Source organism: Micromonospora sp. WMMA1947 (assembly GCF_027497355.1).
Taxonomy (GTDB): domain Bacteria; phylum Actinomycetota; class Actinomycetes; order Mycobacteriales; family Micromonosporaceae; genus Micromonospora.
Map to the genome: position 1 here is coordinate 4,343,880 of NZ_CP114909.1, position 23,493 is coordinate 4,367,372.

Sequence of the window (23,493 nt, forward strand, 5' to 3'; positions counted from 1 at the left end):
CGGGCGGCGGCGTCAGGACGGGTCGGCGCGTTCGGTGCTCGCGTCGGCCGCCCGCGCCGGAGTGGACGGGGCAGTGCCGGGCACCGGCCCGGTCCGGGCGGCCAGCGAACCCAGCAGGCGCAGGTTGTCGTGCGACGGGCTGCCCGGATCGGTGGTGTAGACGAACAACGTCTGGTCCGGGTCGCCGGGCAGGGCGAGGGCCTCGTAGCGAAGGGTGATCGGTCCGACCGCCGGGTGGTTCATCCGCTTGGTGCCGTGCGTGCGCTCGTGCACGTGGCGGCCGTTCCACCAGGTACGGAACTCGGCACTCTTGATGGTCAGCTCGCCGACCAACTCGCTGAGCTGCGGATCGTCGGGATGGCGGCCGGCGTAGAGGCGCAGCGTGCCGACCACGTCGGCCGCCACCGTCGGCCAGTCCAGGAAGGCGTCGCGGGCGTCCGGGTCAAGGAAGATCCACCGTACGTAGTTGCGGTGCCTCGGCGGCAGGAGCGTCCAGTCGGTGAGGAGCGCACGGGCGAGGGCGTTCGAGGCGAGCACGTCGGTGCGGCGCCCGAGGATGAGCGCGGGGTGCTCGGTCATCGAGGCGAGCAACTGGTGCATCGCCGCGCGTACCCGTTGGGCCGGCATCTGCCGGTCGCTGCGCCTCGCCGGCCGCGCGAGGTCGGCGAGGTGGGCGCGGGCGGCGGCGTCGAGCTGAAAGACCCGCGCCAGGGCGTCGACCACAGCGGGCGACGGGCTGGTGTGCCGGCCCTGTTCGAGCCGGGTGTAGTAGTCGACGCTCACGCCGGCGAGCATCGCCACCTCCTCGCGGCGCAGTCCGCGGACGCGGCGTCCCTGCGTCTCCGCGGCGATGCCGGACGCCTCCGGAGTCAGATCGGCCCGGCACTGACGAAGGAACCGGCCGAGGTCTGAGTGTCCCGCCATGCCCCAATGATCCGCCGCGAGGTCGTCCGGCGACACCGCCCGGGTGGGTACGCCGTTCCCCGGCAGCGCTGGGCCTGCCACGCCGTGTTCGCGGCCCTCCGTCGTCCGCAGCATGGGAGGTGTTCCCAGCCGGGGACGGCACGACATCGACACGTAGGAGCTCTCATGTCCTTCCCGACCGCCGGTCCGGCCACCTGGTTCGTCACCGGCACGTCCCGCGGTATCGGTCTGGAACTGGTCCGGCAGCTGCTGGAGCGGGGCGACAACGTCGCGGCGACGACCCGCTCGGCCGAGCGCCTCGGTGCGGCCCTCGGAGCCGTCGACCGCGAGCGGCTGCTTCCCCTCGAACTCGACCTGACCGACGAGGCGGCGGTGGCAGCGGCCGTCCGCGCCGCCACCGGCCGCTTCGGCGGGCTCGACGTCGTGGTCAACAACGCCGGGTACGGCTTCCTCGGCGCGGTCGAGGAAGCCGCCGACGCCGAGGTCCGGGCGATGTTCGAGGTGCAGATCTTCGGCGTCTGGAACGTGCTTCGCGCGGCCCTGCCCGGCATGCGCGTCGCCGGCAGCGGCCACGTCATCAACGTGTCCTCGATCCTGGGCCTGACCGCCTTCCCCGGCTGGGGCCTCTACTGCGCGGCGAAGTACGCCCTGGAGGGCCTGTCGGACTCCCTGGCGGCCGAGGTCGCGCACCTCGGCATCAAGGTCACCGTCGTGGAGCCCGGGTACACGCGTACCGACTTCCTGCGGCCGTCCTCCCTCGGCCTGCCGGCCGGCACCATCGACGGCTACCAGGCGATCCGCGAGATGACCGAGGCGCACCTGGCCATGCCCGGCACCCAGCTCGGCGACCCGGTCAAGGCGGCGGCCGCCATCATCGAGGTGGCCGTCCGCGGCGACGCCCCGCTGCACCAGGTGCTCGGTTCCGACTCCTACGACCTCGCGAAGGCCCGCGTGGCGGCGCTGCTCAGCGACATCGAAGCCGGCCGCGAGCTGGCGCTCACCACGGACGTCGACCAGGCCTGACCGCGATCGGGGGCGCCCTCGCGCACGCGTCGGCCCGTCTCCGAGGTGGAGGCGGGCCGCCCGGCGATCCGGACGATGTCGGAGCCCGTGGCTATCCTTTCGCGGTGCCGTACGCCGATCTCAGCTTCGCGCAGTGGAACGACCTCTCCGAGGGCGCCGCCGGCCGGTTGACCCGGGACATCGCCGCGCGGCACGAGCTGACGGTGGTCGGCCTGCGGGACACCGCGTACGCGGGGCGGACGCACCGGACGGCGCTGTTCGACCGCGGCGGCATGCGGTTCGCTCTCGTGCCCGGCGGCCGGCCGACGCTCGGCTACGACGCGGGCCGGTTCCGGCCCGCCGTGCACCAGGCCGCCGACTACGCTGACAGCGCCGCCGAGTTCGGGCTTCCTTCGCTGACCGAGTTCGTCGACGCGATGACGTCGCCGGTACGCGACGTCGACATGCCGGCGATGCTGGTCGCGGTGGACGCCTTCGACCCGTGTGAGGTTCCGCTGGCGCCGGACGACCCTCGGGTGCGGGAGCTGGTCGCGTCGGCCGGGAACCGGTTCGGTGGGGTGCGCACCTTCCGGTCGGGTGACGGGCTTTCCGTGGAGTTCGACCGGGCGACCGGGCAGGTGGTGCGTGCCCGGGCGATCCGCGAGGTCTCGTACGACGAGGCGATGGCCGGCCTCGCCAGCCTCGGCGTGCGGACGACCACTCCGGACGAATGGGAGTGGGCGTGTGGTGCCGGTGCGACGACGCTGTTCCGCTGGGGTGACGACTGCCCCGGCGACGGCTATCCGTACGACCACAGAACCGGCCCGCACCGGCGGGAGAACCTCTGGGGACTGGCGATCGGGCAGGATCCCTACCGGCACGAGGCGACGACCGAGCGCACCGTGGTGTGCGGTGGCGACGGCGGCGGTGCCACCTGCGGCGGGAGCGGCTTCTTCCTGGGCTGGCTCACCCTGGCGACCGCGTACCGCGACGAGGACTTCGGCCGGTGGTTCGCCTCCGACGACGGCTACGCCGACGAGATCCTGACCCGGCCGGTCGTCGAGCTGAGCTGAGGCCCGGATGGCGACCGGACCCGCGGGATTCGATCGTCCGCTGCTGTTCCTGGACGTCGACGGGACGCTCCTGCCCTTCGGCGGCTCCGCCGGGCCGTCGGAGGCCGGCGCCAACCCGCTGCTGGCCGGTCTGGAAGCCGGCCACGGCCCCCGGCTCGCCGCGTTGCCGTGCGATCTCGTGTGGGCCACCACCTGGATGCACGACGCCAACGAGGTGCTCGCGCCGCGGCTCGGCCTGCCTCCGCTGCCCGTCGTCGACTGGCCGGACGACGACGAGGACGACGGTGGCCGACTGCACTGGAAGACGCGGCGGCTCGTCGAATGGGCCGCGGGACGCCGGTTCGTCTGGCTGGACGACGAGATCACCGACGCCGACCGGAGGTGGGTGGCGGGGAACCACGACGCGCCGGCGCTCCTGCACCGCGTCGAGGCGCGCCGCGGCCTCACCGACGCGGACCACCGGCTCGTCGCGCGATGGCTGAGCGGATAGACCGGTCATCCTGTCCCCAGCCCGCCTGTCATGCTCGAACCGATGACCACCGAGCGTCCCCACGGCCCGCGTCGCCGCCTCCCACGCGTCCTGCTGATCGTCGGCGCCCTCGCGGTGCTCGTCGCCGGCGCGGCGGTCGTGGTACCGCTGGTACGGCCACCGGGCCCACGACCGGACTTCCAGCTCCCGGTGGCCTGCGGCGAGACGTGGCGGCTGTCCACCTATCCGGGGCACGACGACTACGACGTCGACCTGTTCCCGACCTCCGGGGACGCGTGGGGACGCCCGGTGCTCGCCTCCGCCGCCGGCACCGTCACCGTCGCGGGGATCAACGGCTCGCTGGGCGGTCGTACCCCGGACGATCCCGACGGGCCGCGCGGTCGTGGCGGCGGCTACTGGGTCAAGATCGACCACGGTGGCAAGTGGGAGACGCAGTACCTGCACCTGCTCGAACCGCCGTCGGTGAAGGCCGGTCAGCGGGTGGCCCGGGGCGAGCGGATCGGGCGGGTCGGCAGCACCGGGAACTCCGGCGCACCGCACCTGCACTACGAGCAGCGCCGCGGCTGGGAGAAGGTGGAGGCCCACTTCGACGGCGTGCCGTCCGGGATCACGTCCGACGACCGCGAGTACTCGGTGCGGCTGACGAGCGCGAACTGCGACCCGGCGCGCCCGTGACCGGACGTCAGCGTGCGTCAGTAGCGGTCCGGGCGCGGCGGGCCTTCCCGATCAGGCCGAGGTGGGTGTGCTCGAACCCCTCGCCCGTCTTGAGCCCGTAGCCCAGCGCGCGGTCGACGGCGATGTGGAACGCCCACGCGACGGCCAGGACGCCGAGCCAGTCGATCCGTTCGCCGGACGCGGCCGCCGCCACGGCCACCGCGCCGAGCGCCGCCGGTAGCGCGTACGAGTGCGCCAGGTTGTAGCAGGCGGCGCCGACGCGCGGCCCGCGCAGGTAGCCGAGCATGGACAGGTCGAACACGAGGAACAGGGCGAGCAGCGACCACCACGGGTATCCGGCCGCGACGGTCACGACGACGGCGAGGACGGCGACGACGGCGGCCTCGACGCGCTGCGTCACGACCGGGTTGAGCTGCGGCATCTCCCACCTCGATGTCAGTGCGGGGACCGGCTGGCTCACGCCGCGACCGGCCCGGACAGCGTACGCAGGCGGCGGCCGGCCGGTGCGTCGAGGTCACGGACGTACCACGGGGACGCCACGGGCGGTTACCATCCCGAGTCATGGCCAGGTACGTCGCCCTGCTGCGGGGCGTGAACATCGGTGGCGCCAGTTCCATGGCGATGGCGGAGCTGAAGGAGGTCTTCGTCTCCTGCGGCTTCGACCGGGTGGCGACCTACATCCAGAGCGGCAACGTGGTGTTCGGCTGCCCGGAGACCGACGAGGCCGCGATCCTGGCCCAGATCGGCTGGGCCGTCACGCGGCGGTGGGGCCGGGACGTACCTGTGGTGCTGCGCAGCCTGGCCGAACTCGACGCGATGATCGCCGCGAATCCGTACCTCGACGTGCAGACCGATCTGACGAAGTTGCTCGTCACGATGCTCAGCAGCGACCCGGGGGCGGACAAGCAGGCGGCGCTCGCGTCCCCGCCCGGCGAGACCGGGACGCTGACGCTCGTCGGCCGGGATGTGTTCGTGCACGTCCCCGACGGGTACGGACGCAGCAAGCTCGGCAACGCCTTCGTGGAGAAGAAGACGGGTGTGGTCGGGACGACACGCAACTGGCGCTCGGTGCTGAAGTTGCGCGAGATGGCGGCGGCCTGACCCGGCCCGGGACACGACGGGTCGTTGCCGAGGTGGCGGTGCAGTTCCGGGTGCTGGGCCCGCCGGAGGTCGTCCGGAACGGCCGGGTGGTGCCCCTCGGCGGGCCGAAGCAGCAGGCACTGCTGGCCCTGTTCCTGCTGCGGCCGAACCGGTTCGTCGCCGCCGACTGGCTGGTCGACGCGCTCTGGGACTCGCGACCGCCGGCCAGCGCCCGGACGACGCTGCGGACGTACGTCGCGGGGCTGCGCCGGGTGGTGGAAGCGGAACGGCCGCACGGCGAGCCGGCCCGCGTCCTGCGTAGCCACCCGCGAGGGTACGAACTGCGGGTCGCCCCCGAAGCCGTGGATGCGATCCGGTTCGGTGCCCTGCTGGACCGGGCGGCTGACGCGCTCGCGGCCGGAGCGCCGGCAGCCGCCGAACAGTGCTACACCGAGGCGCTGGCGTTGTGGCGCGGTGAACCGCTGGCGGGCGTGGCCGACCTGGCCGCGGTGCGTCCGGAGGCGGTCCGGCTGGCGGAGCTGCGGTTGAGCGCCGAGGAGGGGCGGTTGACCGCCGCCGTCGCGGCCGGACGGCATGCCACGCTGCTGCCGGAGCTGCGCCGGTTCGTGTCGGCGAACCCGCTGCGCGAGGGCGCCCGGGCGCAGCTGATGCTGGCGCTGTACCGCTCGGGGCGGCAGACCGAGGCGCTCGCCGTCTTCGACGAGGGGCGCCGGATCCTGGCCGGCGAGTACGGGATCGACCCCGGTGAGCAGATCCGGTCGGTGCACCGGCTGATCCTGGACCAGGCCGTACCGCCGGACCGCCCCGCGGACGCGGGCGGCCCGGTGGCGGCCGGGACACCGCCGCAGCGGGACGGCGGACCGCTCGTGGGGCGGGACGCCGAGCTGGAGCGCCTGCGGGCGGCACTGGACGCGGCCACCGGGCACGGCGGGCGGGTGCTGACGCTGGTGGGGGAGGCCGGTATCGGCAAGACCAGCCTCGCCGTGGCGCTCGGCGAGCGGGCCGCCGCGACGGGCGTCCCGGTGGTCTGGGGTCGCTGTCCGGACGTCGGGCAGGCGCCGCCGTTCTGGCTGTGGAGCCGGGTGGTGCGCGCGCTGGTGGCGATGCCGCAGACCCGCGCCACCGGCTCGGCGGGCCGGCTGGACGGGTTCGCCGCGGACGCGCCGGGCGGACCGGCGGACGGTCGCGGTCCGGACCCCACGGCCCGGTTCCAGGTGTACGAGGCGGTGGCGGACCTGGTGCACGGGGCGGCCCGGCAGCACGGACTGCTGATCGTCCTGGACGACCTGCACGCGGCCGACCCGGACTCGTTGCTGTTGCTGCGCTTCCTCGCCACCGCTCTGCCGGCGTCCCGGGCGCTGGTGGTCGCCACGCTGCGGCCGTACGACCAGGATCCGGCCCTGGTGGCGACGGTGGCCGAGCTGGCCCGCGGGCCGGGCTTCGGCCAGGTCCGGCTCGCCGGGCTGGACGCCGCGGCGGTCGCCGACCTGGTCCGGGACCGGACCGGCGTGGCGCCGCCGGAGCCGGTGGTGACCCGGCTCGTGACCCGTACCGGCGGGAATCCGTTCTTCCTCACCGAGCTGCTGCGCTCGCGGACCGACGCGGGCTCCGCCGGGGAGCTGCCACCGAGCATCCGCGACACGGTACGGCTGCGGCTCGACGGGCTGCCCGGTCCCACCCGGCGCTGCCTCGACCTGCTCAGCGTGGCCGGGCACGAGCTGGACCTGGCGGTGCTGGCGGCGGCGCTGCACCGCACCGCCGAGGCGGTCGCCGAGGACCTCGCCCCGGCGTACCCGGCGGCGCTGGTGGTCGAGACCGGGCCGGGCGCGCTCGCGTTCCGCCATCCGCTGATCGCCGAGGTCACCTACGCCGAGCTGGTCCCGCCGCGCCGGGCCGCGCTGCACGCCCGTCTGGCCGCCGCGTACGAGCGGACGGCCGGCACCGCACCGGCGGAGCTGGCGCACCACTACGGCGAGGCGATCGGGCTCGGCCACGGCGAGGACCACCTGCGGTGGTCGCTGCGGGCCGCCGACGACGCCACCCGTCGGGTCGCCTACGAGGACGCGCTGGGCCACCTCGAACGCGCCGCGCGCCGGCTGGCCCCGGCCGCCCGGGCCGCGCCCGGCGCGGCGCGCACCGAGCTGACCGTCCAGCTGCACCGGGCGGCCCTGCTCCAGATGACAGTGGGCGTCGGCAGCGACGCCGTCGACCGGGTCTGCGCCCGGGCCCGGGAGCTGCTGACACTCGTCGGGCCGGACGCGGACATCCGCCACGCGCTCTGGGCGCTCGGTGAGCTGGCCGCCAACCGGGCCGAGTTCGCGATCTGCGCCGACCTCGCCGGGCGGCTCGTCCGCGCACCCGACGACGGCAGCGGGCTGATCGCCGTGGCCGGTGAGTACCTGCTGGGCGCGGTCGGCTACTTCACCGGCCGCCAGAGCGAGGGCGAACGGCGGCTCACCGCCGGGATCGACCGGCTGCGTACCGTCGAGCGGGCGCTGCTGCGCCGCGAGGTCGGCCGGCGTCCGGTGCTGGCCTGCCACAACTTCCGGGCGCTCGTGCGCTCGATGCGCGGCGACCCGGCCGGCGCCCGGTCGGACATCGCCGCGGCCGAGGCCCTCGCCCAGGAGCTCGACGACCCGTACGGCCGGGCCAACGCGGCGCTCTACGCCGCCTGGCTGGCGATGCAGGAGCACGACGTCGCCGCGGCCGACGCGGCGGGACGGCGGTGCCGGGACATCGGCCGGGCCACCGGGCTGCCGCACATGACGGCGACCGGCGCGTACTTCCTCCACTGGGCCGCGGCGCGCGGCGGCGACCACGGCCGGCTCGACGCGATGCGCGCCGCCGCTGACGATTTCTACCGTCCCGGACTGCGGTCCACCCGGACCATCACGTGCGCGGCGATGGCCGAGGCGTACCTGACCGCCGGCCGCCCGGAGACCGCTGCCGCGCTGGCCGAGGAAGGGCTGGCCGTGGCGGACCGGACCGGCGAGCGCGTCGTCGTCGCGGAGCTGCACCGGATCCGCGGGGTCGCGCGCGGTGACCGCGCGGAGTGGGATCTCGGCGCCCGGATCGCCGCCGAGCAGGGCGCCGGGCTGCTGCTGCCCCGCTTCGCGGTCTTCTGACCGGTGTGGAGGCCCACCTCCACACCTTCTCCACACCCCTTCCACGCCGCTGCGGTGCCCTGGTCGGTGTGGGACGGCCGGAGCCGTCCGGGACCACGTTCCGAAGGGGCAGCACAATGGAATCAGTTCAGCCGCCGGATTCTCAGGCGGTCCAGGAGGTCGAGGTCGCCGTCATCGGCTGCGGGCCGGTGGGCGCGCTCACCGCCAACCTGCTCGGCGCCCGCGGCGTCACCACGCTGGTCGTGGAGCGCAGCGCGACACCGCACGGCCAGCCGCGGGCCTTCTCCTGCGACGACGAGGCGCTGCGCATCTACCAGCAGGCCGGCCTGCTCGACGAGATACGCGACGCGACGATCGCGCCGCCACTGGTCGAGTACGTCAACCGCGCCGGCCGGGTCTTCGCCCGGATGAAGCTGTCCGAGACGGACTTCGGGTACGGGCACGCGCCGCTGCGCTTCTTCGACCAGCCGCGACTGGAACACACGCTGCGCACCGGGCTGGACCGCTTCCCGCACGTCCAGCTCGCACTCGGCACCGAACTGGTCGGCCTGACCCAGGACGACGACGGCGTGACGGTGCTGTTGTCCGACGTGGCCACCGGGCAGCGGCGGGCCGTCCGCGCCCGGTACGTGCTCGGCTGCGACGGCGCCCGCAGCGCCACCCGCACCGCGGTCCGGATCCCGCTGTCCGGGGCGAGCTACGCCGAACCGTGGCTGGCCGTCTCCGGCGACGTGCCGCCCGACGCGGTACGGGTGCCCGACACCACGTTCGTCTGCGACTGGCAGCGCCCGGCGTTCGTCTCTCCGGGCGCGGCCGGCAGCTACCGGATGGAGTTCATGCTGCGCCCGGGCGAGACCGAGGCCGAGATGCAGCGGCCGGAGACCATCGCCGCGCTCGTCTCGCCGTACGTGGACCCGGACCGGTTCACCGTCACCCGGGCGGTGGTCTACACCTTCCACCACCTCGTCGCGCAGCGGTGGCGGGAGGGGCGGGTGTTCCTGCTCGGCGACGCGGCCCACCAGATGCCCCCGTTCATGGGCCAGGGCCTGTGCAGCGGCCTGCGCGACGCGGCGAACCTGTCGTGGAAGCTGTCGATGGTGCTGTCCGGCGCCGCCGGCGCCGAGGTGCTCGACACGTACGAGACCGAGCGGCGCCCGCACACTGTGGAGATGGCGCGGACGAGCGTCCGGCTGGGGCACGTCTTCCTGGCCCGCAACCGGGTCGCCGCCGGGCTGCGCGACGCCGCGCTGCGGGCGGTCCAGACGATCCCCCGGATACGGCGGTTCGTGGAGCGGTTCGAGTTCAAGCCGGTCCCGGCGTACCGGCGGGGCCTGATGGCCGGCGGGCGGCGCGCCGGCGTGGTCGGGACGATGTTCCCCCAGCCGCGCGTCCTCGTCCCGGGCGCCCCCGGCGATCGCCTGCTCGACGAGGCGCTCGGCGACGGCTTCGTCGTGCTCGGCCGCGCCGGCGTGGACAACCCGCTCGAAGTGTGGCGGCCGGGGCTGCCGGTGCGGTTCGTCGCGGTCCATCCGTCCGGTACGCCGCTGGCCGACCTGCCGGACGTGTCCGGGGACGGTGGGTACGACCGGATCGACGTCGTCGACGCCGACGGGGTGCTCTGCGCCTGGCTGCGGCGGCACGGCGCCGACCTGGTGGTGCTGCGGCCGGACCGGTTCGTGTTCGCGCTGGTGCGGCCCGGCGGCGTCGAGCAGGCCGCCCAGGACCTGTCGGCCGCCCTCGGCGTGCCGCGGGACGGGCGGGACGACGACCGTCCTCGCTCACTGGGCGGAGCGCACCCCACAAGATGTTGATGCTCGCCTATGGTTGACGGTGTGGCGGACGACGTACGGGGCGCCGCACCTGACGGCGAGCCGGTAGAGGCGGTACGGCAGCTCCTGCTCGGCGAGATCCGGGACCGCAACAGCGCCGACGAGACCGGCCGGCTGCTGGGGTCGCCGCCCGAGGCGCGGTTGGCCGCGACTCACCAGATTCTCGCCGACCTGATGGACACGGCCGCGGACCACGAGTCCATCCACGGGGTGGGCACCTTCCTGGGCGGCTGTCAGGCGGCGCTCGCACGGTTGAGCCAGGCCGCGGATCCCCACGACCCGCCGGTGGCGGCGCTGCTGGCCTTCCTCTGCCTCAACGTCACCCTCCTCGACCGGCGCTTCGAGCCGCCGGAGCGCGCCAAGCAGGACGCCTCGGACGAATACTGCCGCGAACTGTTCCGGACCACGCCGGTGTCGGCGGCGATCCGGGCCCTCTACCGGCCGGGCGGGCGTCCGGGCGCGAGGCGGCCGATCTCCGAGATCGATCTGCGCCGGTGGCGCGAGATCGACTTCGACTCGCTCGTGTACCACCGCGCGGGGACCACCTCGTTCATCCTCAGGGCCACCACGCTCGAACCGGTTGACGAGTCCGGTCTGCATCCCGAGTTGGTACTCAAGTGCGTGCTCTTTCCGTGGAGCAAGCTGACGTCGGTGGCGCAGGCCACCGACGAGTACGCGGTCCGGTACGGCGCCGGCAACACACCGAGCGTGGTCGTGCACCCGCTCGCGTCGACCGACCAGTGGGTGCTGATGCCCTACCAGGAGGGCGAGACACTGGGCGACCACCTCATCGCCTTCGAGAGTTCCGGGCCGTCGCCGGGCGCCCGGGTGGCCAAGGCCCGCCAGGTCGGGCTTCTGCTCGCCGAGGCGCTGCACAAGCTGGCGCGGTCGGAGCCGGTCGACGTGAACCATCGAGAACGACAGCACCTGGATCTGTCGCCCGGGAACATCATCCTGTCCGACGGCCGGGTCCACTTCATCGATCTCGGTGTCAACCACCTGTACAGCCGCCAGGTCGGCATCGCCGAGCACGACGACGCCGTCTACATCGCGCCCGAGGTGAAGAACCGCGGCCAGTCCGAGGTGGCCGACGTCTACTCGTTGGGAATCATCCTCATCCAGGTGATGGTCGGCAGCGCTGCGCGCGACGGGCGGGTGCCGGACCGCGTCTACGCGATCAGCCCCACCATCGCCCGGATGCTCGACGACTTCATCGAGGAGCAGCCGAAGGACCGGTTGCTGCTCCTGCCGGACCGGCCGTTCCGGTTCGACGACCTGCACCGGCTGATGGTTCTCACCTTCGACCTGGCGGCGCAGGAGTCCGAGACCAGCCGGTCGGCGCTGCGACGCTGGGTCGCCCGGCTCGCGCCCGCCTCCCGGGAGGTCCGGACGCAGTACCGGCAGTTCCGGGTGGCCCGGGCGGCGAAGGTCACGCACGACACGTACCTGATGGGGTTCGCGCTCGTCGCGACCGCCTGCTGGTGGTTCATCTGCGCCAAGACGGCTTTGTGGAAGGTCGACGACGTGTTGACCTTCTCGGCCAAGCCGCTGCCTCCGGCCGACCTGAGAGCGGCCGTGATCATCGGGTTCGGCCAGGCGCTGGTCGGGGCGAAGTACTACCAGAGCGTGCTGGCGCGGCTCACCGCGCGGCACATTCCCGGCGCCCTGGCCCGCTGCACGGAGGTCGCGGTACGGGCGATGTGCGTCGTCGCGCTGCCGACCGTGCTGCTGTCGGTGTTCTGGAAACCCACCCTGTGGGCATGGGGCTGCGCGGCCGGGGCGGTGGCTGTCGCCGTCACGAATCTCCTGCTCCTGCTGCTCAGCCGACGGATCCTGCGGGCTGGGGAGGCCAGCGGGCTGTCGACAGTGCCGCCCGCCGGCGACGGGGTGGCGCGGGGCTTCGAACAATGGTGGTGGTCCATGTTGCTCTACGCGGCCGTCATTTGCGTCATCGCGGCCGGTCTCCAAGCCGGCTTCCTGCACGACCGCGACGCCTACGTCTTCGGTCTGGTCGTGATCAGCGTCGGCATCCACTACCTGTCGAAGTTCGTCACCGCCGGGTACGAGGTGCGCGGGGGTCTGTCGCGCGCGCTGTCGGTGGGGGAGCGTCTGTCCGTCCTGCACCGGGCCGATCCGTCCCGGGTCCGGAACTGGCCGCCCCGGCTCGTCGCACCCCGGCACCCCGCCGACCCGGCGATCGGGTGACGACCCGCGCCGGGCCGGCGGAGCGCCGGGACCCGCGTCACACCACGTCGGACACCCGGGTCAGGTTGGTGCGCTGCCAGTCGTGGTCGCCGAGCGAGCGGGACAGCAACTGGATGTTGCCGTTCGCCGCCGTGTAGGTGATCTGGAGCCGGCCCCCGGCCGGCCACACCGACAGCAGGCTGCGGCCGACCGGCGGCATGCCGTCGATCTGCACCCGCTCGGCCTGCCACGTGTCACCGTCGCCGGTCAGCTCCCACAGCCCGCCGTCGACGTCGGCGACGACCACCAGCCAGGTGTCGGCCGCGCCGTCCGGGCCGGGGAGCCGCTGCACCGCCGACGAGACGCACTCGGGCAGGCCGAGTTCGGCCGTCAGCGACCGGGTGTGCCAGGCACCGTCGTCGCCGACGGCATACATCCGGACGTCCTGCCGGTGGTCGACGCCGAACACCCGGTGCCGCTCGCCGGCCCGGTGCTCGCCCCACAGCGGCAACATGGTCAGCGGCAACGGGTTCTCCGCCTGGGTGGCCCAGGTCAGCGACATCTGCCCCCAGCCCTCGGGGCCCTCCCACAGCATCCGCAGGTGCTCCTCGGCGTCCCGGTAGACGATCACGTCGAGGCCGGTGACGCCGTCGACGTACCCGAAGGGGGTGCCGTCCGGCACGGCCGCGCCCTCCACCGACACGTCCTGCCAGACCCAGCCCTGTCCGGGGGCCTGGGACAGCCGGATCACCCGGCCGTCGGTCGCGCCGTACACCACCCGCTGGGTGTCGCCGTTGCGGTAGGCGTGGGTGCCGTAGCGCACGGCGGGCGGGCCGCCGCTGTCCTGCGTCAGGTCACCCCACCACCACTGGCCCTGGTCGTACCAGATCTGGTGGACGTGGCCGCCCTCGCCCGGGTAGACGTACGAGGGCACGCCGTCGTGGGCGAAGAACGGCGACGGGGCGATCCCGCGGGCCATCCGGGGCGCGCCCACGTCCGCGGTGAGCCGCGTCCACGTCCACCCGTCGCCCTCGGGGTAGTGCACCACGAGGTGCCGCTCACAGTCGGAGTAGGCGACGTGGTCCACAGCGGGCAGCACCCGGATGCCGACGCCGTCGGTGAACGGCAGCCGCCCGTACATGGCGAACAGGCCGTTGCGGTCGTCGGACTTGGGCACCCGGTACCAGCTCGCGTTGCGGTGCATCACGTTGCCGCTCTTGCCGTGGTTGAGCCCGAACGCGTGGCCGATCTCGTGCGTGGCGACGTGCCGGAAGTCGGGTCCGTGCAGGTCGACGTCGAAGTACCCGTGCGCATCCCAGTTGATCTTCCGGTTGAAGATGACCGGGAGCTGACCGGCCGCGTCGGGCCAGCCCGGGGCGGCCGACCACTTGGTCACCGCGTACACGGTCCGGAACCAGCCGGTGTCGTGGAAGACCGGATCGTCGCCGACGGAGAAGACGATGTCGGCCTGCGCCGGGTCGAAGACGCGGGTGAACTCGAACGGCCCGTTCCAGTTCTCACCCAGCACCTCGCGCCACACCTCGAGCGACACCTGGATCAGTTCGTGCTTGAGCGCGTCGGTGAAGTCGTCCCGGGCGTACGGCATCGTCATGTCACCGAGGTGGTAGGTCAGGTTCGTGTGCCGGAAGTGCTCGCCCTGGAGGACGAAACCGGCGGTGTCCGGCCGGTCCGGGGTGCCGCAGCCGGGCGCGGTCAGGTGGGCGGCGGTGACGGCGTCGGGCCGCCCGGTCACCGGCAGCTCGTGGAACGTCTGGTAGGCCCGGATCGCCGCGCCCAGCCCGGTGACCGGGGCGAAGCCCGCCTCGGTGAGCAGCGTGGCCACCGCCTCCAGGGGGAGGTCCGCGACGTCCGGCCGGATCAGCGACACGGTGCCGTCCGCCACGTCGCCCACGTACGCCGTGCCGTCGGCGGTGACCGCCACCGCGTACGGGCCGTGGCCGGTGGTGATCGGTTCGAGCGTGCGCGGCGCGTACGGGTTGGTGGTGTCGACGAGCTGGACGCCCTTGTCTGTCGCCAGCCACGCCCGGGACAGTCCCGGTACGGCCGCGAGATCGCGGACACCGGCCGCGCTCCCCACCGCGCCGAGGCGCCGGCCGGTGTCCGGATCGTGCACGCCGAACAGCGGGTGCACGGTGCCGCCACCGAGCGAGCCGAGGTAGACCATGCCGTCGTGCGCGACGGCCAGCTCGCCCGGCTGGAGGTGGGCGGGTTCGATCGGCGCCACGGTGAGCGTCCCGTCCGGGCGCAGCACGGCGAGCGCGTCGTCGGCCGGCACGAGGCCCTTGACGTACAGCGCCGCGTAGACGGTGCCGTCCGGGGCCACCGCGAGGCGGTTCGGCGCCGACGGCAGCGACACGAAGCGCCGCTGGGTGGTGTCCGCCAGCTCGATGACCTGCAGGCGTTTGTGCGCCCAGTCGGCGACGTACAGCAGGTCGGCCACCGGGTCCACGGCGATCGCGATCAGCCCGAAGCCGATCGGGATGTCGGTGACCGTTCCGGTGGCCAGGTCGCACCGGGAGACGCTGTAGCTCTGCACCCCCCGGTTCATCACGTATGCCTGCCCGCGTCCGGGGTGCCAGGCCACCGCGCGGGGCTCGTGGCCGACCGGCAGGGACGGCCGGACCGGGGCGAGGGTACGGGGGTCGAGGACGTGCAGCCGGCCGGCGCCGGACGTGGGGTAGTGGGCGACGAGCAGGGCCGTGCCGGTGTCGGTGATGGCGTGCACCGAGCCGGGGTCCCCGGGGGTGCCGAGGGCGACCTGGAGCTGAGGTGGTGGGGTGGGAGTGGGAGTGGTCATGACGTCCTCCACTGGACGTGAGTGCTTCGCCACCCACCGTAGGGCTGTGCGCCTGACCAGCGGATTCTTCGTCGTTGATCCGGCAGCGTCGATGTCCGGGCCCTTGCCGAGATCCGTTCACGAGCGTAGGAAGAACACCACCGTCCGATGTCGAAGGAGACGCCGTGCCCACCCCCAGACGGCTCCGTCTCGCCGTGTCCGCGTTGGTGACCGCGTCGGCCGTGCTGCTCGGCTCCGGCGCCGCCGCGGCGCCGTCCGTACCGCCCGCGCCGGCCGGTCAGCGGTCCTGCGACCCGATCGATCCGGCGGCCTGCCTGCTGCCGTTCCCCAACGACTACTTCACCGTGCCGGACCGCAGCACCCCGACCGGCAAGCGGGTCCGGTTCGCGGCTTCCGCGATGCCCGCCAACGTGCTCGGCGTGCCGATCGACCCGGCGGAGTGGAACCGGCAGGACGGATTCAGCCCCGGCTCGCCGATCCTGGCACGCGTACCCGGTCTCGACGTCACGCGGACCCGGATCGCGCCGGTCACCGACGTGGGCCGCTCGCTGGCGCCGGACGCGCCGATCGTGCTGCTCGACGCCCGCACCGGCAAACGTACGCCGTACTGGGCCGAACTGGACGCGCACGCCGCGGGCAGCCCGGACCGGCAGGTGCTGATCATCCGGCCGGCGGTGGCGCTGACCGAGGGCACCCGGTACGTCGTCGGCCTGCGCGGCATGCGCGACGGCGACGGCACGCTCATCCCGGCGCCGAAGGCGTTCCGCGCCTACGTCACCGGAACCGGCCTGGACCGGCGGGATCCGCGCGCGCCGCAGATGAAGCGGATCCTCGCCGACCTGACCCGGGCCGGCGTCAAGCGGCACAGCCTCTACCTGGCCTGGGACTTCACGGTCGCGAGCCGGCACGGCCTGACCGGGCGGATGCTGGCGGTCCGGGACGGCGCGTTCGCCGCGCTCGGGCGCCGCGCCCCCGCGTTCACCGTCACTCAGGTCACCGACTACACGCCGGAACAGGACCCGCTGATCGCCCGGCAGGTGACCGGCACCGTCGCCGTGCCGTCCTACCTGACCGGTGACGGCGGACCGGGTTCCCGGCTGCACTACGGGCCGCCCGGCGGCGACGGCACCCCGCCGACGCCGAACGCGCTGCCCACACCGTCCGGCGCGACGGTGGCGGCCGACTTCGTCTGCAACATCCCGCGCAGCGCCTCCGCCGCGAAACCGGCCCATCTGTCGCTCTACGGCCACGGGCTGCTCGGCCGGCCGACCGAGATCAACGCCGGCAACGTCAAGACCATGTCGCAGACGTACGACTTCACGTTCTGCGCGACGAGCTGGATCGGCATGGCGGCCGCCGACGTCCCGTACGTCGCCGGTGCCTTCACCGACCTCAGCGCCTTCCCCGCGGTGGCCGACCGGCTCCAGCAGAGCTTCCTGAACTTCCTGTTCCTGGGCCGGACGATGATCCACCGCAACGGCTTCGCCGCCCACCCGGCGTTCCGCGACGCCGCCGGGCGGCCGCTGATCGACGTGGCCGGCGGCCTGCACTACGACGGCAACAGCCAGGGCGGCATCAACGGCGGCGCGCTCACCGCCATCGCCCAGGACTGGACCCGGTCGGTGCTCGGCGTGCCCGCGATGAACTACTCGACGCTGCTGCAGCGCAGCGTCGACTTCGCTCCGTTCCAGACGGTGCTGGACGGCTACTACCCGGACAAGGTGGACCAGCAGCTGATCTTCGCGCTGCTCCAGATGCTGTGGGACCGGTCCGAGGCCAACGGGTACGCCCAGCACATGACCGACCGGCCGCTGCCGCGTACCCCGGCGCACCGGGTGCTGATGCACGTCGCCTTCGCCGACCAGCAGGTCTCCACGGTCGCGGCGGAGGTGCAGGCCCGCACCATCGGCGCCCGCCTGCACACCCCGGCGCTCGCCGACGGCTGGTCACCGGACGTGCGGCCGTTCTGGGGCATCGCGCCGATCCGCCGGTACCCGTACGCCGGCTCGGCCATGGTGGTGTGGAACAGCGGCGCCGCGTACGCGCCGCCGCCGACGAACCTCGCCCCCGCCGGACCGGAGTACGGCGAGGACTCGCACGAGTTCCCGCGCGCCCAGGCCGGCGCCCAGCGGCAGAAGGCGGTGTTCCTGCTCACCGGCAAGGTGATCGACGTCTGCGCGGGCGGCCCCTGCCCGTGACGTAGCGCCGCGGCCGACGCAACTCCGACGCCGACCGGCTCGTTGGGGCCACGAGGGGTGGGCGGAGGAGGGCGATGGCGGCCGGACGGGGTGCGGAACTGCTGCGCCCACCGTCGAGTTCGGGCCGGGCCACGCTCCTGGAACTGTTCTTCGACCTGGCCTTCGTGGTGGCCCTCGCCCGGGTCTCCCAGCGCTTCGTGGCCTTGGCCGACACCACCGGGTGGGCGCTCGTCACCGGGTTCGGCCACACCCTGCTGCTGTTCCTGGCGCTGTGGCTGATCTGGTCGCACACCGCCTGGATCACCAGCCGCTACGAGCCCGAGCAGCCGATCATCCAGGCCGTGGTGGTCGGCACCATGTTCGCGAGCCTGGTCATGGCGGTGACGCTGCCCCGCGCCATGGAGGAGCGGGCGGTGCCGTTCGCTGTCGCGTACCTGATGGTGATGGTGGTGCGGCCGCTGACGATCGGCGTCGCGCTGCGCGGCCATCCGCGGCGGCTGGTGCCGTTCCGGCTCGCCGCGTGGGCGGCGGTGAGCGCGCCCGTCTGGCTGGCCGGCGCGCTGGGCCCGGAGCACCTTCGCCTGCCGCTGTGGACGCTCGCCCTCGCCGTGGACTACCTGGCCTGGACGCTGGGCTGGCCGCTGCCCCGGGTCGGTGCCTCGGCGGTGGGCCGCTGGCGGATCGCGGGTACGCATCTCGCCGACCGCTACCAGCAGATGTTCCTCATCGCGCTCGGCGAGTCGATCCTGGTCATCGGGTTGGTCTTCGGCGGGGTGGACTACTCGGCCGAGCGGGCGGCGGCCTTCGTGGTCGCGTTCGCCACCACCGCGTTGCTCTGGCGGATCTACTTCCACCGGGCCGGTCTGCTGCTGCCCGAGGCGATGGGCCGGGCGGCCATGCCCGGCCGGCTGGGTGCCACGTCGGAACGGACGCATCTGCTGATCGTGCTCAGCGTGCTGGTCACCTCGGTGGGTTACGAACTGGTGATCGACAACCCGTACGGCCCGCCCCGGCCCGGCTGGCTGCTGTTCGTGATCGGGGGTCCGGCGCTGTTCCTCGTCGCCCGGATGCGGCTGGAGTACGAGATCTTCGGCCGGGTCTCCCCGTCCCGGGTCGTCGGCCTGCTGCTTCTGGTGGTGGTCACGCCGGGCGCGGCGCTCGGGACGCCGATGGCCGTGTTGATCGCGGTGGGCGTGGTGCTGGCCCTGGTGGCCTGCCTCGACACGGTGCGCGACCGCTGGCGGCCGCCGGAGGTGCGGGTCTCGCCGGTCGGGCGGGAGGAGGGCGGCGAGCGCGACGCCGAGGCGTGAACCGTCGCCTGGCACCGGGGGAGAACGATCGGTCTTGACGGCGGGTCGCCGCGCGGTCATGCTTGCGCAAGACAGAACGTTCGTTCTCCCCAGCGGCGCCGACGGCCGCCGAGAGGAAGTCATGACCTCCGTTACCGCCCCCCGAATCCCGACCACTGCAGCCGGCCTGCGGCGGCTGTACGTCGTCCGGTTCGTCTTCGCCGCCGTCTGGGCAGCCGTGACGTTCCCGCTCGCCGGGCACCTCGACCCCGTGACTGTGGCGCTGCTCGTGATCTACCCGCTGTTCGACGTGGCCGCCGCCGTGGCCGACATCAGAGCCTCGCGGGCCACCGGATCGCCGGCCCTGCTGTACGTGAACGTCGCGGTCAGCCTGCTGGCCGCCGCCGGCCTGGCCGTCGCCGGCGCGTCCGGTGTTCCCGCGGTGCTGCGGGTGTGGGGCGCCTGGGCGGTCGTGGCCGGTCTCGTCCAGTTGATCGTGGCCGTGCCGCGCCGCCGGATGGGTGGCCAGTGGCCGATGATCCTCAGCGGCGGCATCTCGGTCCTCGCCGGGGTGTCGTTCCTCGCCGCCGCCTCCGGGCCGGATCCGGCCCTGGCCGGCGCGATCGGCTACGCCGTCCCGGGTGCCGTCTTCTTCCTCGTCTCGGCCGTCCGCCTCGGCCGCGCCGCGCGGGCGGGGGCGTCGCCCGAGGCGGGCTGAACGCCGGAGCCGGCCGGACCGCGCCCGGTGCCGGCGCGCAGGAGCCCTTCGACCCCGCGCAGGAACGTCTCCGACACCAGCGCGGGGTCGAAGAGGCATCCGGCCGCCATGGCGCCGTCGCGGAGCATGACGAAGTGACGCGCGGCGGCCTCCGCAGTCGCCTCGTGGACCTGCGCCATCTGGGCGGTGAGCGTGTCCAGGAACCACTGGCGGTGAGCGATGATCTCCTGGTGCACCGGATGCTCGTCGTCCGGGTATTCCGCTGCGGCGTTCAGGAATGCGCACCCGCGGAATCCGGGGGAGCGGATGAGCGCGGCGATTCCCTCGGCGACGGCGAGCAGACGATCGACCGGCCCCGGATGGCCCGCGATCGCCGCCTCCACGGCGGTGCGGTCCATTTCGTGCACCCGGCGCAGATAGGCGAGAATGAGATCGTCCTTGCCGGGGAAGTGCCGGTAAAAGGTGGCGCGGGTGACTTTCGCCTCGGCGATGATCCGGTCGACCCCGACGGAATGGATGCCCTCGGCGTAGAAGACCCGGGTCGCGGTGTCGAGAAGCCGGAGTTGTGCCTCCGAGGGCCGGGTGCCAGAGCTCTCACGCGCCATGGGCCCATGCTAACGAACAGAACGTTCGGTCCGGGACTGCCCCGCCGGCGGCCCTGCGCGGGTACGGCTCTCAGCATTCTCTCAGCCGGGTGTTCCTGGGAATCGGTTGCACGATTCGGGACCGTCCGATAACGCCCGCAGCCGTTCTCCGACGTTTCCGTATTCCGCTGACAGCGATTCCGCGCGTGCCCGATATTGGAGACTCCACCGTGCCTTTCGGAAGGAATGACAGATGAGCGCAGCAGCCATGCCGGGGACCGGAATGCCGACTGTCGTGCTCGTTCACGGGGCATTCGTGGACGGGTCGAGCTGGAACGGGGTGATCGCCGATCTCCAGCGCCGGGGCTACCCGGTCATCGCCCTCGCGAACCCGGTGCGCAGCGTGCAGCGGGACGCCGCCTACCTGCGTGCCCTCGTGGACAGCCTGTCCGGACCGGTCGTGCTGGCCGCCCACTCGTACGGCGGCGCGGTCATCACCGAGGCCGCGGAGGGCGCGGCGAACGTGCGGGCCCTGGTCTACGTCGCCAGCTTCAGCCCGGACGTCGGCGAGTCGGTGGCCGACGTGAACGCGAAGTTCCCCGGCAGCCGGCTCGCCGACAACATCCAGGCGGTGCCGATTCCCGCCCAGGACGGCAGCGCGGACATGGATCAGTACGTCAAGCAGGAGACCTACCCGGACTTCTTCGCCCCCGACGTCCCCCGGGAGCAGGCGGTGGTGATGGCTGCCACGCAGCGGCCGGCCGCGGCGAACACGCTGACCGACGCGGTGACGCGGGCCGCCTGGAAGATCATCCCGTCCTGGACGCTCGTGTCCACCCAGGACCTGGCGATCCCGCCGGACCTGCAGCGCTTCATGGCCCAGCGGGCCGGGTCCACGACGGTCGAGGTCGACGCGTCGCACGCGGTGACGGTCTCGCAGCCGGGCGCCGTCGCGGATTTCATCGACACCGCGGCCCGAGCCACCGCGCAGTAGTCTCCGGCGGCCGGCACACCAATGTCCTAGGACGGTCTAGCGGGTGTGCCGGCCGTCGCGGCGGGGCGTCGTGTGCGCTCAGAGCAGCACCTCGACCGGCGCCGGGTGGCCGAGGAAGTGCACCGGACTGGCGGTCGGCCCGTACGCCCCGGACTGGTGCACCACCACCAGGTCGCCGACCTCGCACCGGGGCAGCTCCACCCGGCGGCCGAGCGTGTCCAGCGGCGTGCACAGCGGTCCGACCACGGTGACGGTCTCCCGCTCGTCGGCCGGCTTCGCGGTCACCGCCGACACCGGGTAGTTGCGGCGTACCACCTGGCCGAAGTTGCCGGAGGCGGCGAGGTGGTGGTGCATGCCGCCGTCGACCACCAGGAACGTCTCGCCGCGGGAGTGCTTGCGCTCGACCACCCGGCTGACGAAGACGCCCGCCTCGCCGACCAGGTACCGCCCCAGCTCCAGCACGACGGCCGTGTCCGGGTGGCGGCGGCGCCACCGCTCCACCTCCACGGCCAGGTGCCGGCCGTACGCGGCCAGGTCCAGCGCCTCGTCGCGGGGGAAGTACGGGATGCCGAGCCCGCCGCCGATGTTGACGTGGGCGAGGTCCAGCCGGTGCTCGCGTACCAGCCGGTCGGCCAGCGCGAAGGTCTGGCTGACGCCGGTGGCCAGCGCGTCCAGGCGCAGGTTCTGCGACCCGGCGAAGATGTGCAACCCGCACAGTCCGCGCCGGCCCGGCCCGCGCAGCACCTCGCCGACCGCCTCGGCGTCGATGCCGAACTGGGTCGCGCCGCCGCCCATCGTCATTCCGGAACCGGAAAGCTGGAAGTCCGGGTTGACCCGCAGCGCGAACCGGGCGGACCGGCCGACCGCCGTCTCGATCCGGCGCAGCCGGGCCAGCTCGTCGCCGGACTCGACGTTGAGGACCACACCGGCGGCGATCGCGGCGGCCAGCTCCGGGTCACGCTTGCCCGGCCCGGCGAAACTGATCTGCTCCCGGTCGACGGCGGTGCCGAGCGCGGTGAGCAGCTCACCGTGGCTGGCCACGTCGAGCCCGTCGACGAGCGGCGCGAGGCGCTGCACCAGGGCCGGCATCGGGTTGGCCTTGATCGCGTAGTGCAGCAGCACGCCGCCGGGCAGGGCGGCCCGCAGCTCGGCGACCCGGCGGCGGACGGCGGCGAAGTCGTACAGGTAGAAGGGCGTACGGCCGGCGATGTCGGCGGCGAGGTTCAGGTCCATCAGGGCTCCACGCGGTAGAGGGTGAGGTCACGCAGCAGGTCCATGTCGTGGCCGAAGGCGGCCCGGTCGGCGCCGAAGACCATGAACTCGGCCGACGGCGGCTCGACGATGTGCGCGCTGGCGCGCGCGACGGTCTCACCGACCGACACGTGCACCCGCACGGTGTGCTCGCTGCGCAGCGCGGGCACGTCGACGGCGCTGACCCGGCCGGCGCGACGGGGAGTGATCACCCAGGCCCCCAGCTCGCCGGTCGGCCGGGGCCGCACCGCGTACGGCTCGCCGGCCCGCAGCAGGTAGTGCGCGAGGTCGATGTCGACGCCGTGGGTGCGCAGGTAGACGGCGCGCATCTCGCCGCCGGGCGGCCGGGCCGCGACCTCCAGGAAGACCAGCTCGCCGTCGGGCGTGCCGAACACCTCCATGTGCACGCCGCCGTCCGGTGGCCGCAGCGCCTCGAGTGCCCGGTGGCCGAACTCGGTCACCCGTACGGCCGCCGGGTCGTCGGCGGGCAGCGTCCACACGCCGAGCGACCGCCCGGCGGCGAATTCCATGCAGGGGTTGAGGTTGGCGCAGACGTTGCTCCACACCACCCGGCCGTCCTGCACGAGGGCGTCGAAGTTGTAGAGCGTGCCGGAGACGAACTCGTCGACCTCGTAGCTGTTGCGATCCTTGGGGGAGGACGCCCAGCTCGCCCAGGCGCGTAGCGCCGCCGGGCCGTCCAGCCGCCGCACGTCCATGCTGGCGTACCTGTCGACCGGCTTGACCACCATCGGGAAGCCGATCTCCGCGGCGATCCGCTCGCAGTAGCCGCGCGGGTCCGCGGCGTGCTCGTCCCGGTCGAAGCGCAGGTGCCGTGGCAGCCGCAGTCCGCTGCCGGCGAGCGCGGCCTTGCTGGCCATCTTGTCCACGAACGGCAGCAGGCGCGCGGCCGGCCAGCCGTCAGTGCCGAAGTGCTCGGCGAGCCGTGCGCAGAGCAGCTCGCAGGACTCGTCGTTGGTGAGGAACCGGAGCTGCTCCGGCCGGGGGCGGGGCAGCTCCCGGTCCAGCAACGCCACCAGGTCGGTCGTCTCCATGTCGTCGGGCACCACGACGCGGGCGTACGCGGCGCGCTGCTCGTCGGTGAGCCGGCGCGCGTAGTGCGGGCTGGAGACCAGCCAGAGTTCCGCGTCCGCCAGCCGGCCCAGGTCGGCCAGTCCGGAGCGGATCACGTTGTCGTTGATGAGGACGACGTACAGCTTCTTCACGCGACTCTCCTCGCG

At 73.5% G+C, this 23,493-nt stretch carries 18 protein-coding genes; 12 read left to right on the forward strand and 6 right to left on the reverse strand.

What is annotated here, in order from left to right:
• Nucleotides 1-12: 12 nt before the first annotated feature.
• Nucleotides 13-924 carry a helix-turn-helix transcriptional regulator gene (locus tag O7604_RS20670; RefSeq protein ID WP_281577448.1) on the reverse strand — a complete coding sequence of 304 codons (912 nt, stop codon included), beginning with the start codon at nt 922-924 and terminating at the stop codon, nt 13-15.
• Between the two features lie 165 nt (nt 925-1,089).
• On the opposite strand from O7604_RS20670, the gene O7604_RS20675 reads away from it, so the two are divergent.
• The 4 genes from O7604_RS20675 to O7604_RS20690 all read left to right on the forward strand — a co-directional run bounded on the left by O7604_RS20675 (nt 1,090) and on the right by O7604_RS20690 (nt 4,164).
• Nucleotides 1,090-1,947, forward strand: coding sequence for an SDR family NAD(P)-dependent oxidoreductase (locus O7604_RS20675; protein WP_281577449.1), 858 nt, complete (start codon nt 1,090-1,092; stop codon nt 1,945-1,947).
• 104 nt (nt 1,948-2,051) lie between these two features.
• Entirely contained in the window at nt 2,052-2,999 is a 948-nt protein-coding gene (locus O7604_RS20680) for a hypothetical protein (RefSeq protein WP_281577450.1), read from the forward strand.
• Nucleotides 3,000-3,006: 7 nt separating this feature from the next.
• The gene (locus O7604_RS20685; RefSeq protein ID WP_281577451.1) at nt 3,007-3,489 is read left to right on the forward strand and encodes an HAD domain-containing protein; all 483 of its coding nucleotides are present in this window, start codon (nt 3,007-3,009) and stop codon (nt 3,487-3,489) included.
• A 42-nt stretch (nt 3,490-3,531) separates the two neighbouring features.
• Entirely contained in the window at nt 3,532-4,164 is a 633-nt protein-coding gene (locus O7604_RS20690) for a M23 family metallopeptidase (protein WP_269705394.1), read from the forward strand.
• 7 nt (nt 4,165-4,171) lie between these two features.
• Here the strand turns inward: O7604_RS20690 and O7604_RS20695 are convergent, their stop codons facing one another.
• Nucleotides 4,172-4,585, reverse strand: coding sequence for a DUF4260 domain-containing protein (locus O7604_RS20695; RefSeq protein WP_269705395.1), 414 nt, complete (start codon nt 4,583-4,585; stop codon nt 4,172-4,174).
• Between the two features lie 140 nt (nt 4,586-4,725).
• On the opposite strand from O7604_RS20695, the gene O7604_RS20700 reads away from it, so the two are divergent.
• The 4 genes from O7604_RS20700 to O7604_RS20715 all read left to right on the forward strand — a co-directional run bounded on the left by O7604_RS20700 (nt 4,726) and on the right by O7604_RS20715 (nt 12,424).
• A complete protein-coding gene (locus O7604_RS20700) occupies nt 4,726-5,265 on the forward strand; it encodes a DUF1697 domain-containing protein (RefSeq protein WP_281577452.1) in 540 nt (179 codons plus the stop codon).
• Nucleotides 5,266-5,297: 32 nt separating this feature from the next.
• Entirely contained in the window at nt 5,298-8,390 is a 3,093-nt protein-coding gene (locus O7604_RS20705) for a BTAD domain-containing putative transcriptional regulator (protein ID WP_281577453.1), read from the forward strand.
• Between the two features lie 116 nt (nt 8,391-8,506).
• Complete coding sequence (locus O7604_RS20710) at nt 8,507-10,201, forward strand: bifunctional 3-(3-hydroxy-phenyl)propionate/3-hydroxycinnamic acid hydroxylase (RefSeq protein WP_281577454.1); 1,695 nt, start codon at nt 8,507-8,509, stop codon at nt 10,199-10,201.
• 21 nt (nt 10,202-10,222) lie between these two features.
• Complete coding sequence (locus tag O7604_RS20715) at nt 10,223-12,424, forward strand: hypothetical protein (RefSeq protein ID WP_281577455.1); 2,202 nt, start codon at nt 10,223-10,225, stop codon at nt 12,422-12,424.
• A 37-nt stretch (nt 12,425-12,461) separates the two neighbouring features.
• Here O7604_RS20715 and O7604_RS20720 read toward each other — a convergent pair whose 3' ends face one another.
• Nucleotides 12,462-15,221: a matrixin family metalloprotease gene (locus O7604_RS20720; protein ID WP_281577456.1), complete on the reverse strand. Its 2,760-nt coding sequence runs from the start codon at nt 15,219-15,221 to the stop codon at nt 12,462-12,464.
• A 164-nt stretch (nt 15,222-15,385) separates the two neighbouring features.
• Here O7604_RS20720 and O7604_RS20725 point away from each other — a divergent pair, with 164 nt between their 5' ends.
• From O7604_RS20725 to O7604_RS20735, 3 genes are all read left to right on the forward strand, one after another.
• The gene (locus tag O7604_RS20725) at nt 15,386-17,419 is read left to right on the forward strand and encodes a hypothetical protein (RefSeq protein ID WP_281577457.1); all 2,034 of its coding nucleotides are present in this window, start codon (nt 15,386-15,388) and stop codon (nt 17,417-17,419) included.
• 74 nt (nt 17,420-17,493) lie between these two features.
• The gene (locus O7604_RS20730; protein WP_281577458.1) at nt 17,494-18,729 is read left to right on the forward strand and encodes a low temperature requirement protein A; all 1,236 of its coding nucleotides are present in this window, start codon (nt 17,494-17,496) and stop codon (nt 18,727-18,729) included.
• Nucleotides 18,730-18,850: 121 nt separating this feature from the next.
• The gene (locus O7604_RS20735; RefSeq protein WP_281577459.1) at nt 18,851-19,426 is read left to right on the forward strand and encodes a hypothetical protein; all 576 of its coding nucleotides are present in this window, start codon (nt 18,851-18,853) and stop codon (nt 19,424-19,426) included.
• On the opposite strand, the gene O7604_RS20740 is transcribed toward O7604_RS20735, so the two are convergent.
• A complete protein-coding gene (locus O7604_RS20740) occupies nt 19,336-20,031 on the reverse strand; it encodes a TetR/AcrR family transcriptional regulator (protein WP_281577460.1) in 696 nt (231 codons plus the stop codon). The genes O7604_RS20735 and O7604_RS20740 overlap by 91 nt on opposite strands.
• Nucleotides 20,032-20,263: 232 nt before the next feature.
• Here O7604_RS20740 and O7604_RS20745 point away from each other — a divergent pair, with 232 nt between their 5' ends.
• On the forward strand, nt 20,264-21,004 hold the full coding sequence (locus O7604_RS20745) for an alpha/beta hydrolase (protein WP_281577461.1): 741 nt from the start codon (nt 20,264-20,266) through the stop codon (nt 21,002-21,004).
• 78 nt (nt 21,005-21,082) lie between these two features.
• Here O7604_RS20745 and O7604_RS20750 read toward each other — a convergent pair whose 3' ends face one another.
• Together O7604_RS20750 and O7604_RS20755 are read right to left on the reverse strand one after the other, a co-directional pair.
• The gene (locus O7604_RS20750) at nt 21,083-22,237 is read right to left on the reverse strand and encodes a pyridoxal-dependent decarboxylase, exosortase A system-associated (protein WP_281577462.1); all 1,155 of its coding nucleotides are present in this window, start codon (nt 22,235-22,237) and stop codon (nt 21,083-21,085) included.
• The gene (locus O7604_RS20755; protein WP_281577463.1) at nt 22,237-23,478 is read right to left on the reverse strand and encodes an ATP-grasp domain-containing protein; all 1,242 of its coding nucleotides are present in this window, start codon (nt 23,476-23,478) and stop codon (nt 22,237-22,239) included. The genes O7604_RS20750 and O7604_RS20755 overlap by 1 nt, the downstream gene beginning before the upstream one ends.
• Between the last annotated feature and the right edge of the window lie 15 nt (nt 23,479-23,493).